Here is a 13,274-nt window from a genome sequence, read left to right as displayed (position 1 = left end):
CAACTGGCGCAGCCGCGCGAGCTGCCCATGCTGCGCTCGCAACTGCCGCAGCCGCCCGAGCCGGAAGGCATGAGCGTCGAGGATGTCATTGCCGCCGCCGTCAACGGTTCCAAGCCGGGTGCGACGCTTGGTGCGGCCACCAAAAAGAAATCACCGCCGGCGGGTCAGATTGCCGTCAACGGCACTCCGGTTCCGACACCTCGGGCGCGTGTTTCCCGTCCCACAGCGGCTCCGGCCGTCTCCGCCGTCGCGGGCGATGAAACCGACGACATGGATGACACGATAACAGGATCGGTGAACCGCTGATGTCTTTTCTCTCCCGCGTCATGGTTTTGAAGAGCAAGGCTCATTTTTCCGCCAGCACCACCGGCGTCTATACCGATCATGCGGCCTTTGAAGGCGCGCGCAAGAAGCGCGCCGCCCAGGCGAAAAGCCGCGTCGGCCTGATCATTTTCGGTTTCGTGGCCTTTTACGCCGTCGTTGGCGGGCGTCTCGTGCAATATGGCATGGCGGAGCAGGAAACGGTGTCGAGCATCGCACCCGCCGACCGCTTGATGGCGTCGCGCCCCGATCTTCTCGACCGCAATGGCGAGGTTCTGGCCACCGATATTCGCACTGTCTCGCTGTTTGCCGAACCGCATCGCATCGTCGATATCGATGAGGCTATCGAGAAGCTGCGGACGGTTCTGCCGGATCTCGACCAGCGCAGCACCTATCAGAAACTCTCCTCCAATTCGCGCTTCCAGTGGCTGCGCCGCCAGCTGACGCCGAAGCAGCAGAGCCAGATTCTGGCGCTCGGCATTCCAGGCGTCGGCTTCCGCCCGGAAAAGCGCCGCTTTTATCCCGGCGGGCCGACCGCCGCGCATGTCGTCGGTCACGTCAACATCGACAATCGCGGCGTTGCCGGCATGGAACGTTACGTCGACAGCCAGGGCCTTGCCGATCTGACCGCGCTTGGCATGACCAGCGACCAGCCGCTGGAGCCGGTGAAGCTTTCCATCGATCTGCGCGTGCAGTCCATTGTCCGCGAAGTCGTGACCTCGGCCATCACCAAGTTCCAGGCGATCGGCGCCGGCGCGGTGGTTCTGGATGTGCATACCGGCGAAGTCCTCGCCATGGCCTCCGTGCCGGATTACGATCCGAACAACCCAGCGGAAGGCGCCAAGGAAGGCTGGCTCAACCGCATGTCGAACGGCACGTTCGAAATGGGGTCCACCTTCAAGTCCTTCACCATCGCCATGGGCCTCGATTCGGGCCGCGTCCGTCTCGGCGACACCTTCGATGCGCGTTATCCGATCCGCATCGGCGGTTTCACCATCAAGGACTTCCACGGCAAGGGCCGGATGCTTTCGGTGCCGGAAATCTTCCAGTATTCCTCCAACATCGGTACGGCCAAGATTGCCGACACGGTGGGAACGGAAGGCCACAAGGAATTCCTCACCCGGCTTGGCCTTTTGACCCGCATGCAGACCGAATTGCCGGAAGTGGCGCTGCCGTCGCAGCCGCGCGAATGGAAGAAGATCAACTCGATTACCATTTCCTTCGGCCACGGCGTTTCCACGACACCGCTGCAGACGGCGGTTGCCGGTGCTGCACTCGTCAATGGCGGCAAACTGATCGAGCCGACTTTCCTGCCGCGCACCCGCGAACAGGCGGATCAGGTGGCGAAGCAGGTTCTGAAACCGGGCGCCAGCAAGGACATGCGTTTCCTGTTCGAATGGAACGGTGTCAACGGTTCGGGCCGCAACGCGCGCGTCGATGGTTTCAACGTCGGCGGCAAGACCGGCACGGCCGACAAGGTCGTCAACGGCCGTTACGTGCACGACAAGAACTTCAACGCCTTCCTCTCGGCCTTTCCAATGGACGATCCGCAATATGTCGTGCTGTCTTTCATCGACGAGCCGAAGACGGACAAGGGCAATGGTGCGGCACTCGCCGGCACATCCGCAGCGCCGATGGTGCGCGATATCATCACCCGCACGGCGGCGGTGCTGGGCGTGAAGCCGAAGTTCGGCAAGGATGGCTCGGCCTTGCTCGTGTCTTATTGATTGTTAGCTTATGATGTTCCGGCGATTCGCGCCGGGGGGACAAGACGGACACAGTCGATGAATTTGCGAGATATATCCGGAAATGCGTTTCCGGAATTGAAAGAATTGCTCCTGTCTGAGATCGGGGCGATCGAAATCGGGGGGATCACCGCAGACAGCCGCAAGGCTGCGCCCGGCAGCCTGTTCGTGGCGGTTGCGGGCACCAGGGCGGATGGCGCGGCCTATGTGAAGGACGCGGTTGCCAAGGGCGCGGTCGCGGTCGTTTCCGGACACGCGCTGGATGCCGATGTGCCGGTGCTTTCCGTCACCGATCCACGCCTTTATCTCTCCCTTGCCGCTTCCCGTTTTTACGGAAAACAGCCGGAAACCATGGTCGCCGTCACCGGCACTGCGGGAAAGACGTCCGTTGCATCCTTCGTGCGGCAGATCTGGGCTTTCGCCGGCCATGCCGCTGCACAGATCGGCACGACAGGTGTGATTGCACCCGGCCGCGAGGATTACGGCGCGCTCACCACGCCCGATCCGGTGACGCTGCATGCGCTTCTGGCAGAACTTGCGGCCGAAGGTGTGACGCATGCGGCGATGGAGGCGTCCAGCCATGGTCTCGACCAGCGCCGTCTCGACGGAGTGAGGCTGGCGGCCGCCGGTTTCACCAATCTCGGCCGCGACCACATGGATTATCATCCCACCGTCGAGGACTATATGGCCGCGAAGATGCGGCTCTTCGATACGCTGATGGAAAAGGGCGCTCCCGCCGTGATCTTCGCCGACGATCCATGGTCGCAACAGGCGATCCGTGCGGCGCGCGAAGCCGGTCTCGATGTGCGCACGGTCGGTCGCAAGGGCGAATATCTGGCCCTGAAGCGTGTCGAGCACTTCCGTCACAAGCAGATGATCGAAGTGCATCATGACGGCGAGATTTATGAAGTCGACATCCCCTTGGCGGGTGACTTTCAGGTTGCGAACGCTCTCGTCGCAGCCGGTCTTGCCATGTCCACCGGCGTTCCCGCAGCAACCGCGCTGAAGGCGCTTGAAAAGCTGATCGGCGCTGCCGGCCGTCTGGAACTCGTAGGCCAGACGAAGAACGGCGCGCTTGCCTATGTGGATTATGCCCACAAGCCGGATGCGCTGGAAAATGTGCTCACCTCGGTCCGGCCCTTCACCTCGGGCCGCATCATCACCGTCTTCGGCTGCGGCGGCGACCGCGACAAGGGCAAGCGCCCGATCATGGGCGAGGTTGCGACGCGGCTTTCCGACATCGTCATCGTCACCGACGACAATCCGCGTTCGGAAGATGCTGCAACGATCCGTTCCGAAGTCATGGCGGCAGCGCCCGGCGCGTTGGAAATCGGTGACAGGGCGGACGCTATCCGCCATGCGGTGTCGCTGCTTTCGCATGGCGACACGCTGATCGTCGCGGGCAAGGGGCATGAAGAGGGGCAGATCGTCGGTTCGGTAACACTGCCGTTTTCCGATCATGAACAGGTGCGCGCTGCACTGGCAGGGCTGGAAGGATCGAAGATTTGAGCTGGTTATGGACAGTCGCCGACATGATCGCCATCACGGCAGGACGCCCCGTGGGCAACCTGCCGACCGGAATCACCGGCATTTCCATCGACAGCCGGACGGTCAAGCCGGGCGAAGCGTTCTTCGCCATCAAGGGCGACCGGGTGGACGGTCATGATTACACCAGCTTCGCCGTTGCGAACGGGGCGGGACTTCTGGTCGTCGCCGAGGCCAAGCTGCCGGCGCTCGGCCGCCTGACCGTGCCGATGATCGTCGTGGAAGACGTGCTTGCCGCACTCGGCAAGCTCGCCATCGCGGCGCGTGAAAGAACGTCGGCGCGCATCATTGCGGTGACCGGTTCGGTCGGCAAGACCACCACCAAGGAAATGCTGCGGCAGGCGCTCGCCCCTTCGGGCCGGGTGCATGCGGCGGTGGCCTCCTTCAACAACCATTGGGGCGTGCCGCTGACGCTGGCGCGCATGCCGGCGGACACGGAATTCGGTGTGTTCGAAATCGGTATGAACCATTCCGGTGAAATCCGGCCGCTGGTGAAGCTGGTGCGCCCGCATGTGGCGATCATCACGACCATTGCGCCGGCCCATCTCGGCAATTTCAAGAACATCGAAGAGATCGCCGCCGCCAAGGCGGAGATTTTCGAAGGTCTGGAGGAGGGCGGTTCCGTCATCCTCAACCGCGATAACGCCCAGTTCGAACAGCTTGAAGAAGCGGCGCAGGAACAGGGTATCGAGCATATCCTCACCTTCGGGCAGCATGCCAAGGCGGATTTCCGCCTCGCGGATTTCGAGAGCACGACGACGGGCTCGACGATCTGGGCGATCCTGAACGGCGAAACCAGCGAATTGCACATCAATATTCCCGGCCGGCACATTGCCGATAACGCCATGGCCGTGCTGGGCGCCGTTGCCGTCACCGGCGCCAATCTCGACCGCGCCTTCGAAGCGCTGGGAACGCTCGAGGCGGTAAAGGGGCGCGGCCAGCGTCATCAGTTGGCAATCAACGGCGGCACCTTCCTGCTGATCGACGAAAGCTATAATGCCAATCCGGCCTCCATGCGGGCGGCGATTGCCGTGCTGGCGGAAACGGAAACGCAGGGTCACGGTCGGCGCGTCGCCGTTCTCGGCGACATGCTGGAGATGGGCGAGTTTTCCGCGCAATTGCATGAAGAATTGGCCGGGCCGCTGCTTGCGGCCGGCATCGAACATGTCTGGCTGGCGGGGGAGGCGATGGCGGCGCTGCGCGACGCGTTGCCGGACAGCGTCACCGTCATCTGGTTCCCGACGACGGCGGAACTGACCGATTTCGCCCTGCAATGGGTGCAACCGGGAGACGCGCTGATGGTAAAATCGTCACTTGGCCTCGGTTTCGGCAAGATTGTCGCCGCCCTGCTTGACAAGTATCCGGCATTCCCCGAGACGGAACGCCAAGTCTGAAATAGCCTTTTGAAAGGGCAATTATGCTGATCTGGCTCGTCGAACTGTCGGATAAAATTCAAATCTTCAACCTGTTCCGGTACATCACCTTCCGGGCGGGTGCTGCGATGTTCACCTCTGCGTTGATCGTCTTCCTGTTCGGACCGGCGATCATCAATTCGCTGCGCGTGCGCCAGGGCAAGGGCCAGCCCATCCGCGCCGATGGTCCGCAGACGCATTTCAAGAAGGCCGGCACGCCGACCATGGGCGGGCTGATGATCCTTGCCGGTATTCTCGGCGGCTCGCTGCTGTGGGGCGATCTGTCGAACGTCTATGTCGTCGCCGTTTTGATGGTGACGCTCGGTTTCGGAGCCATCGGCTTCTACGACGATTATCTGAAGGTGACGAAGCAGAGCGACAAGGGCTTTTCCGGCAAGGCCCGTCTCGGCATCGAATTCCTGATTGCGGCGATTGCCGTGTTCTTCATGATGAAGATGGCGCTCGCTTCCGCCCCGCATGGCGGCACGCTCGGCAGCTCCATCGCCTTTCCCTTCTTCAAGGAATTCGTGATCAATCTCGGCTACTTCTTCGTACTGTTCGGTGCTTTCGTCATCGTCGGTGCGGGCAATGCCGTGAACCTGACGGATGGTCTCGACGGGCTTGCCATCGTGCCGGTCATGATCGCGGCCGCCACCTTCGGCGTGATCGCCTATCTCGCCGGCAACGCGGTTTTCGCCAATTACCTGCAGATCAACTTCGTGCCCGGCACGGGTGAACTCGCCGTCATCGTCGGCGCGGTCATCGGTGCGGGCCTCGGCTTCCTGTGGTTCAATGCGCCGCCCGCCGCCATTTTCATGGGCGATACGGGCTCGCTGGCGCTCGGCGGCCTGATCGGCTCCATCGCTGTCGCGACCAAGCACGAGATCGTCATGGTCATCGTCGGCGGTCTGTTCGTCATGGAAACCCTTTCGGTCATCATCCAGGTCTTCTGGTTCAAGCGCACCGGCAGGCGCGTCTTCCTGATGGCGCCGATCCATCACCATTTCGAGAAAAAGGGCTGGACGGAAAGCCAGGTGGTGATCCGTTTCTGGATCATCTCCGTTGGCCTCGCGCTGCTTGGCCTCGCCACCCTAAAGCTGAGGTGAGCGATGATCCCGGTCACGTCGTTCAAAGGTAAGAAGGTCGCGCTTTTCGGGCTTGGCGGTTCGGGTCTCGTCACGGCCCGGGCGCTGGTGGCCGGCGGGGCGGATGTCGTTGCTTTCGACGACAATCCCGACAGTGTCGCGAAGGCTGAGGCCGAAGGCATCAAGACGGCGGATCTTCGGACGATTGACTGGCCGAGCTTCTCTTCCTTCGTTCTGGCGCCCGGCGTGCCGCTGACGCATCCGAAACCGCATTGGTCGGTCGACCTTGCGAAAGCTGCGGGCGTCGAGATCATCGGCGATATCGAGCTTTTCATCCGCGAGCGCCGTGCGCACGCGCCGGATTGCCCTTTCATCGCGATTACCGGCACCAACGGCAAGTCCACGACGACGGCGCTGATCGCGCATATTCTCAAGGCGTCCGGCCGCGATACGCAGCTCGGCGGCAATATCGGTACGGCGGTGCTGAGCCTCGATCCGCCGAAGGCGCAGCGCTTCTATGTTGTCGAGTGCTCGTCCTACCAGATCGATCTCGCACCGACGATCAATCCGACCGCCGGCATTCTGCTCAATCTGACGCCCGATCATCTCGACCGTCACGGCACGATGCAGCACTATGCCGATGTCAAGGAACGGCTGGTGGCTGGCAGTCAAACGGCCATCGTCGGTGTTGATGACAGCCATTCGACGCTGATCGCTGACCGTATCGAACGCGCCGGCGTGAAGGTGGAGCGCATTTCCAAGCGCAATGTCGTTTCCGAAGGTCTCTATGCCGAAGGCAGCCGCATTTTCCGTGCGCATGGCGGCACTTCTTCGCTGCTCACCGATCTCGACGGTATCCAGACCCTTCGCGGCAGCCACAATGCGCAGAATGCTGCGGCGGCAATCGCCGCCTGCCTTGCCGTCGGGGTTTCCGAAGAGGAAGTTCGCGCGGGCCTGAAATCCTTCCCCGGCCTCAAGCACCGTATGCAGCCGGTCGGCCGACGTGGCAATGTCACCTTCGTCAACGACAGCAAGGCCACCAATGCCGATGCTGCGGCACCGGCGCTTTCAAGTTTCGACCGTATCTACTGGATCGCCGGCGGTCTGCCCAAGGCAGGCGGCATCACCAGCCTTTCGCCGCTGTTTCCGCGCATCGCCAAGGCCTATCTGATCGGCGAAGCGGCAGCGGAATTTGCGGCGACACTGGGCGAAGCCGTGCCTTACGAAATATCCGGCACGCTTGACAAGGCCGTGCAACATGCGGCGGCGGATGCGGAAAAAGATGCGACGGCCGGCAATATCGTGATGTTATCCCCGGCTTGCGCAAGCTTCGATCAATATAAGAACTTTGAGATCAGAGGTGATTCGTTCGTCGCGCAGGTCGCGGCGCTCGATGGCATGACGATGCTGGTTGACTCTGGAAAAGGGGGCTGAAGGCCATGGTAAGCCGAGTTGATCGCGGTCCGGTCGCGGAGTGGTTCTGGACCATCGACCGTTTCTTTCTGGCGGCGTTCATCGCATTGATGGGCATCGGTCTGATGCTGTCGTTCGCGGCCTCGCCTGCGGTTGCCGAGCGCATCGGCCTCAACAGTTTCTTCTTCGTCGAGCGTCAGGCGATGTTCATGGTGCCGTCGCTGGCGATCATGGTCGGCCTGTCCTTCCTGTCGCCGCGTCAAGTGCGGCGCGTCGCGGTCATCATGCTGATCGCCTCGCTGCTGATGATGATCTTCGCGCTATTCTTCGGCATCGAGGTCAAGGGTGCGCGGCGCTGGATTTCCATCGGCACCTTTTCCATCCAGCCATCGGAATTCATGAAGCCGGCCTTCGTGATCGTCTGCGCCTGGCTTTTCGCCGAGCGGGCACGTCATCCGGAAATTCCGGGCAACCTCTTTGCCATCATCACCTTCGGCATCGTGGCCGCATTGCTGATCGCCCAGCCCGACTTTGGCCAGACGATCCTGACCTCCGTGGTCTGGGGCGGCATGTTCTTCATGGCCGGCGTGCCGTGGTTCTGGATCATCATGCTCGGCGGTGTCGGCGTCGGCGGCATCATCTCCGCTTATCTGATGCTGCCGCACGTGGCCGGTCGTATCGACCGTTTCTGGACCGGCGAAGGCGATACGTTCCAGGTGGATACGGCGCGTGAGGCTATCATTCGCGGTGACTGGTTCGGACGCGGACCGGGCGAGGGCATCGTCAAGCGCATCATTCCCGACAGCCATACCGACTTCATCTTCTCGGTGGCGGCGGAAGAATTCGGCATCGTCTTCTGCATGTTCCTGGTGGCGATCTTCGCCTTCATCGTGCTGCGCGGCCTCTCGCACGCCTTCAAGGAAAAGGACGATTTCTGCCGCTTTGCCGTGGCCGGCCTTGTGCTGCAGATCGGCATGCAGTCGATGATCAATATCGGCGTCAATCTGGAATTGATGCCCGCCAAGGGCATGACGCTGCCGCTGATTTCCTATGGCGGTTCGTCGATGATGGCGATCTGCGTGACCGCCGGCTTCCTTCTGGCGCTGACACGCCACAGACCCGAAAAGCGGGCGCAGGAGCGGAGTTTCTTCCGCGTCGGTTCCGGCGTTCCCGCGGAGTAAACGATCATGAGCAAGGGTATTGTTCTTCTTGCCGCCGGGGGAACCGGCGGTCATGTCTTTCCAGCCGAGGCGCTCGCGCACACGCTGAAAGCGCGCGGTTATCAGGTGCACCTTGTCACCGACAGCCGCGCCGAGCGTTATGCGGGCAAGTTCCCGGCGGACGAAATCCATGTCGTGCCGTCCGCCACCATCGGCTCGAAAAACCCGATTTCCGTGGCGCGTTCGCTCTGGAAGCTGTGGGTTGGTCTGCGCGCCGCGCGCCGGCTGGTGGCGAAACTGAAGCCGGTCGCGGTTGTCGGTTTCGGCGGTTATCCCACCGTGCCGCCGCTTCTCGCTTCCACCGGACTTGGCGTGCCCTCCATCATTCACGAGCAGAATGCGGTGATGGGCCGCGCCAACAAGGCGCTGGCAGGCCGGGTTAAGGCAATTGCCGGCGGTTTCCTGCCGCCCGCCAACGGTCAATATTCCGACAAGACCGTGGCGACCGGCAATCCCGTACGCCCGGCGGTACTGGCGGCGTCGGAGATACCCTATACGCCCTCGCAGACGGGTGAGACATTCCAGCTTGTCGTTTTCGGCGGCAGCCAGGGTGCGCAGTTCTTCTCGAGCGCGGTGCCTGCGGCGATCTGCCTGCTGAAGGATGAGCAGCGCAAGCGCATCGTTGTCACCCAGCAGGCGCGGCCGGAAGACAAGGACAGCGTAATCGCCTCCTATCAGAAGCTCGGCGTGAAGGCGGATGTTTCGCCCTTCTTCGGCGACATGGCGTCGCGCATCGGCGAGGCCGATCTGGTCATCAGTCGCTCGGGCGCTTCGACGGTATCGGAGCTTTCGGTGATCGGCCGCCCGTCTATCCTCGTTCCCTATCCGCATGCGCTCGATCACGATCAGGCCGCCAATGCGGCAGCGCTTTCGGCGGCTGGCGGGGCAAGCGTCATCAAGCAGGCGGAATTGTCGCCGCAGAAGCTTTCCGGCCTGCTGTCCTCAGCGCTTTCGGAGCCGGACCGTCTTTCGGCAACGGCGGCGGCGGCAAAAGCGACGGGCAAACCGCATGCGGCGGATGTGCTGGCCGATCTGGTGGAGGCGATTGCTTCCGGTCGGTCCGTACAGGAATTCAAGAAAAAGAATGAAGGAGTTGGGGCATGAAGATGCCGAAAGCCATAGGCCTTGTGCATTTCATCGGCATAGGCGGGATCGGCATGAGCGGCATTGCCGAAGTGCTTCACAATCTCGGCCACCGCGTTCAGGGGTCGGATCAGGCCGACAGCGCCAATGTGCAGCGGCTGCGCGACAAGGGCATCGAGGTTTTCGTCGGTCATACGGCGGATAATATCGGCGATGCCGAGGTCGTGGTCGTTTCCACCGCCATTAAGAAGAACAATCCGGAACTCATCGCGGCGCGTGAAAAGCACCTGCCGATCGTTCGCCGGGCCGAAATGCTGGCCGAGCTGATGCGTTTCCGTAACGCCATCGCCATTGGCGGCACCCATGGCAAGACCACGACCACCTCCATGGTCGCGACCCTGCTGGAAGCCGGCAATCTCGACCCGACCGTCATCAATGGCGGCATCATCAATGCTTACGGCACCAATGCCCGCATGGGCGAGGGCGAGTGGATGGTGGTGGAGGCCGACGAGTCCGACGGCACCTTCCTGAAGCTGCCGGCCGATGTGGCCGTCATCACCAATATCGATCCGGAGCATCTGGATCACTACGGCAATTTCGATGCCGTGCGCGCTGCCTTCCGTCAGTTCGTCGAGAACGTGCCTTTCTACGGTTTCGGCGTCATGTGCCTCGATCATCCGGAAGTGCAGGCTTTGGTCGGCCGCATCGAAGACCGCAAGGTCATCACCTATGGCGAGAACCCGCAGGCCGATGTGCGGTTTTCGAATGTACGCATCGACGGCACGCGCTCGGTGTTCGACGTGGAAATCCGCCGTCGTCGTACCGGCAAGATATTTTCCTTCAAGGACCTCGTCCTCCCGATGCCCGGCCGCCACAATGTGTCGAATGCGACGGCGGCGATTGCGGTTGCCAATCGTCTCGGCATTTCGGAAGCCGACATCAAGAAGGGCCTTGCCTCCTTCGGCGGCGTCAAGCGGCGCTTCACGCTGACGGGCGAAGCCAATGGGGTGCAGGTCTTCGATGACTATGGCCACCATCCGGTCGAGATCAAGGCCGTGCTGAAGGCGGCGCGGGAGGCCTGCAAGGGCCGTATCATCGCCGTGCACCAGCCGCACCGCTACAGCCGCCTTTCCAGCCTGTTCGACGATTTCGCGCATTGTTTTAACGATGCCGACACGATTATCCTTGCTCCGGTCTATGCCGCGGGCGAAGATCCGATTGAGGGCGCAAGCTCGGAAGCGCTGGTTTCGGCCATCAAGGCCGCCGGCCACCGGGACGCCCGTTTTCTCGAGAAACGGGAAGATCTCGCCTCAGTGGTTGCAGGCATTGCGAATCCGGGTGATTTCGTGGTTCTCTTGGGGGCTGGAAATATCACGCAATGGGCAGCAGTACTGCCTTCGGAATTGAAGAGCATATCAGGAAAGTCTGAATGAGACAGGTCGATGGGGTTAAATTGCTGGGGAGGCTCGGCGACGGGGTAAATGAATTGCGGGGACGTCTGACACCGGATGCACCCATGGACCGCGTGACGTGGTTCAGAGCCGGCGGTCTTGCGGAAGTCATGTTCCAGCCGCACGATACCGACGATCTGATTGCCTTTCTGAAAATTCTGCCGGAAGACGTGCCATTGACCGTTGTTGGCGTCGGCTCGAACCTTCTGGTGCGCGATGGCGGCATTCCGGGCGTCGTTGTTCGTCTGTCCGCCAAGGGCTTCGGCCAGGTGGAGCTTGCCGGTGAAAACCGCATCAAGGCGGGCGCGATCTGCCCGGACAAGCATATTGCTGCGATGGCCATGGATAATGGCATCGGCGGTTTCCATTTCTATTACGGCATTCCCGGCTCCATCGGCGGTGCGCTGCGCATGAATGCGGGCGCTAACGGCGGTGAGACGCGCGAGCGTGTCGTGGAGGTCTATGCGGTCGACCGTCAGGGCAACCAGCATGTGCTTTCGAACGCCGATATGGGCTACAGCTATCGCCATTCCGGCGCCGATGCGGGCCTGATCTTCACGGGCGCGCTGTTTGAGGGCTATCCCGAAGACAAGGCGAAAATCCGTGCCGATATGGACGCCGTGCGCCACCACCGCGAAACCGTGCAGCCGATCCGCGAGCAGACGGGCGGTTCCACCTTCAAGAATCCCGAAGGTCATTCCGCCTGGGAACTGATCGATGAGGCGGGCGGTCGCGGTCTGGTCATCGGCGGCGCGCAGATGTCGTCGCTGCATTGCAATTTCATGATCAATACCGGCCATGCGACCGGTTACGATCTGGAATATCTGGGCGAGACCATTCGCAAGCGCGTGTTCGAAAAGTCGGGCATCCGGCTGGAATGGGAAATCAAGCGGCTTGGCCTTTTCATGCCGGGCCGTGAGGTGGAGCCTTTCCTCGGAAGCTGAAATCCGGTGTTGGCCGGTATGGTTGGCGACAAAACCTTGCGTTGATGCGGCCGTTGGCGTTTATCGTAACGGTCGATCAATGGTTATGGTCTATAGCAAGATGAAAGTGGAGAGGGTGTCGGCCCTCTCCAATATTTTAGACGATTTATATTAGAGTTTTCGACGACGTTAGATGATTGGGCGCTGCTGGGGATGGTATTGGGTCTCTGGAAAAAACTGATCGAGATGATGAGTTTTTCGATTGCGACGTCGGAGCGCCGCCGGCGGCTTGAACCGCTGGAATTTGCAATCCGGGTCGCCTGTGTCGTCACGGTCATAGCTGTTCTTATCTGTTTTTTCGGTCTGCTTCTGCTGGCGGAGTTCGGGCTGGTAACGGATCTCGTCAACGGGCTTATCCTTGGCATTACCCTGTCCGCCGCAATCTCGTTTACGATAACGCTGCTGGTTTGCTGGCTGAATGCCAGGGAAGTGAAGCTTCTGGCGCAATCGCATGAGCGATTTCTGTATCTGAGCCATACGGACGCCTTGACGGGCCTCAGCAATCGCCTTGGGCTTTATGCCGGATGTATCGATCTCGGCCCGCATTATTGCGTCGCCTTCCTCGATATCGATCATTTCAAGGCCGTGAACGACAGATTCAGCCATCTGGCAGGCGATGCGGTGATTTCCAGTGTCGCACAGCGGATAAGCGCCGCCTTCGCTGCCTCCGCCAGCGTTGCCAGAATGGGCGGTGAGGAGTTCGTTGTCGTGCAGGAAACCGGGCTGCAATCGTTCCTGGACGTTTGCGAAAGGCTGCGTGCGAGTATCGAGGCGGTGCCGGTCGATTATCAGGAGATGCGGATCGGTGTCACCATATCGATTGGCGTGGCTGTCCGGAAAGATGCCGAAGTCTTCGAAAAAGTCCTGCACAATGCCGATCTGGCGCTCTATCAGGCAAAGGGAACGGGGCGTAACCGCATCTGCGTGTCAGGCCAGCGCGACATCCGCCAATCCGTCGCCTAGCGTATTTCCAAACAAGGCCGGGAAGAGATGCGCTGTTGCGCTGTCGGGCGCAG

The 13,274-nt window shown here is 61.3% G+C and carries 10 protein-coding genes and 1 pseudogene; all 11 read left to right on the top strand.

Annotation, left to right across the window (positions count from 1 at the left end; translation table 11 throughout):
- Window positions 1-306, top strand: a pseudogene (locus tag I3J13_RS10900) (cell division protein FtsL); the annotation flags it as partial.
- Complete coding sequence (locus I3J13_RS10895; RefSeq protein WP_003522193.1) at window positions 306-2,048, top strand: peptidoglycan D,D-transpeptidase FtsI family protein; 1,743 nt, start codon at window positions 306-308, stop codon at window positions 2,046-2,048. The pseudogene I3J13_RS10900 and the gene I3J13_RS10895, both read left to right, overlap by 1 nt.
- 57 nt (window positions 2,049-2,105) lie before the next feature.
- Window positions 2,106-3,575, top strand: coding sequence for a UDP-N-acetylmuramoyl-L-alanyl-D-glutamate--2,6-diaminopimelate ligase (locus tag I3J13_RS10890; protein ID WP_035263157.1), 1,470 nt, complete (start codon window positions 2,106-2,108; stop codon window positions 3,573-3,575).
- Window positions 3,572-5,005: a UDP-N-acetylmuramoylalanyl-D-glutamyl-2,6-diaminopimelate--D-alanyl-D-alanine ligase gene (locus tag I3J13_RS10885; RefSeq protein WP_035263158.1), complete on the top strand. Its 1,434-nt coding sequence runs from the start codon at window positions 3,572-3,574 to the stop codon at window positions 5,003-5,005. The genes I3J13_RS10890 and I3J13_RS10885 overlap by 4 nt, the downstream gene beginning before the upstream one ends.
- 23 nt (window positions 5,006-5,028) lie before the next feature.
- Window positions 5,029-6,129 carry a phospho-N-acetylmuramoyl-pentapeptide-transferase gene (gene mraY, locus I3J13_RS10880; protein WP_003522196.1) on the top strand — a complete coding sequence of 367 codons (1,101 nt, stop codon included), beginning with the start codon at window positions 5,029-5,031 and terminating at the stop codon, window positions 6,127-6,129.
- A gap of 3 nt (window positions 6,130-6,132) precedes the next feature.
- Window positions 6,133-7,542 carry a UDP-N-acetylmuramoyl-L-alanine--D-glutamate ligase gene (gene murD / locus I3J13_RS10875; protein ID WP_196378779.1) on the top strand — a complete coding sequence of 470 codons (1,410 nt, stop codon included), beginning with the start codon at window positions 6,133-6,135 and terminating at the stop codon, window positions 7,540-7,542.
- Window positions 7,543-7,547: 5 nt separating this feature from the next.
- A complete protein-coding gene (ftsW, locus tag I3J13_RS10870) occupies window positions 7,548-8,702 on the top strand; it encodes a putative lipid II flippase FtsW (RefSeq protein ID WP_003522198.1) in 1,155 nt (384 codons plus the stop codon).
- A gap of 6 nt (window positions 8,703-8,708) precedes the next feature.
- Window positions 8,709-9,845 carry an undecaprenyldiphospho-muramoylpentapeptide beta-N-acetylglucosaminyltransferase gene (murG, locus tag I3J13_RS10865; protein ID WP_003522199.1) on the top strand — a complete coding sequence of 379 codons (1,137 nt, stop codon included), beginning with the start codon at window positions 8,709-8,711 and terminating at the stop codon, window positions 9,843-9,845.
- Complete coding sequence (gene murC / locus I3J13_RS10860) at window positions 9,842-11,257, top strand: UDP-N-acetylmuramate--L-alanine ligase (RefSeq protein ID WP_003522200.1); 1,416 nt, start codon at window positions 9,842-9,844, stop codon at window positions 11,255-11,257. Before murG ends, murC begins: the two co-directional genes overlap by 4 nt.
- Window positions 11,254-12,219 (top strand): UDP-N-acetylmuramate dehydrogenase, encoded by a 966-nt coding sequence (gene murB / locus I3J13_RS10855; protein ID WP_020810676.1) that lies wholly within the window; start codon window positions 11,254-11,256, stop codon window positions 12,217-12,219. The genes murC and murB overlap by 4 nt, the downstream gene beginning before the upstream one ends.
- A 192-nt stretch (window positions 12,220-12,411) precedes the next feature.
- A complete protein-coding gene (locus tag I3J13_RS10850; RefSeq protein ID WP_196378778.1) occupies window positions 12,412-13,221 on the top strand; it encodes a GGDEF domain-containing protein in 810 nt (269 codons plus the stop codon).
- Window positions 13,222-13,274: the final 53 nt, after the last annotated feature.

It is taken from the genome of Agrobacterium leguminum, assembly GCF_015704895.1.
Classification (GTDB): domain Bacteria; phylum Pseudomonadota; class Alphaproteobacteria; order Rhizobiales; family Rhizobiaceae; genus Agrobacterium; species Agrobacterium leguminum.
This window is presented reverse-complemented; position numbering and strand designations above follow the sequence as displayed.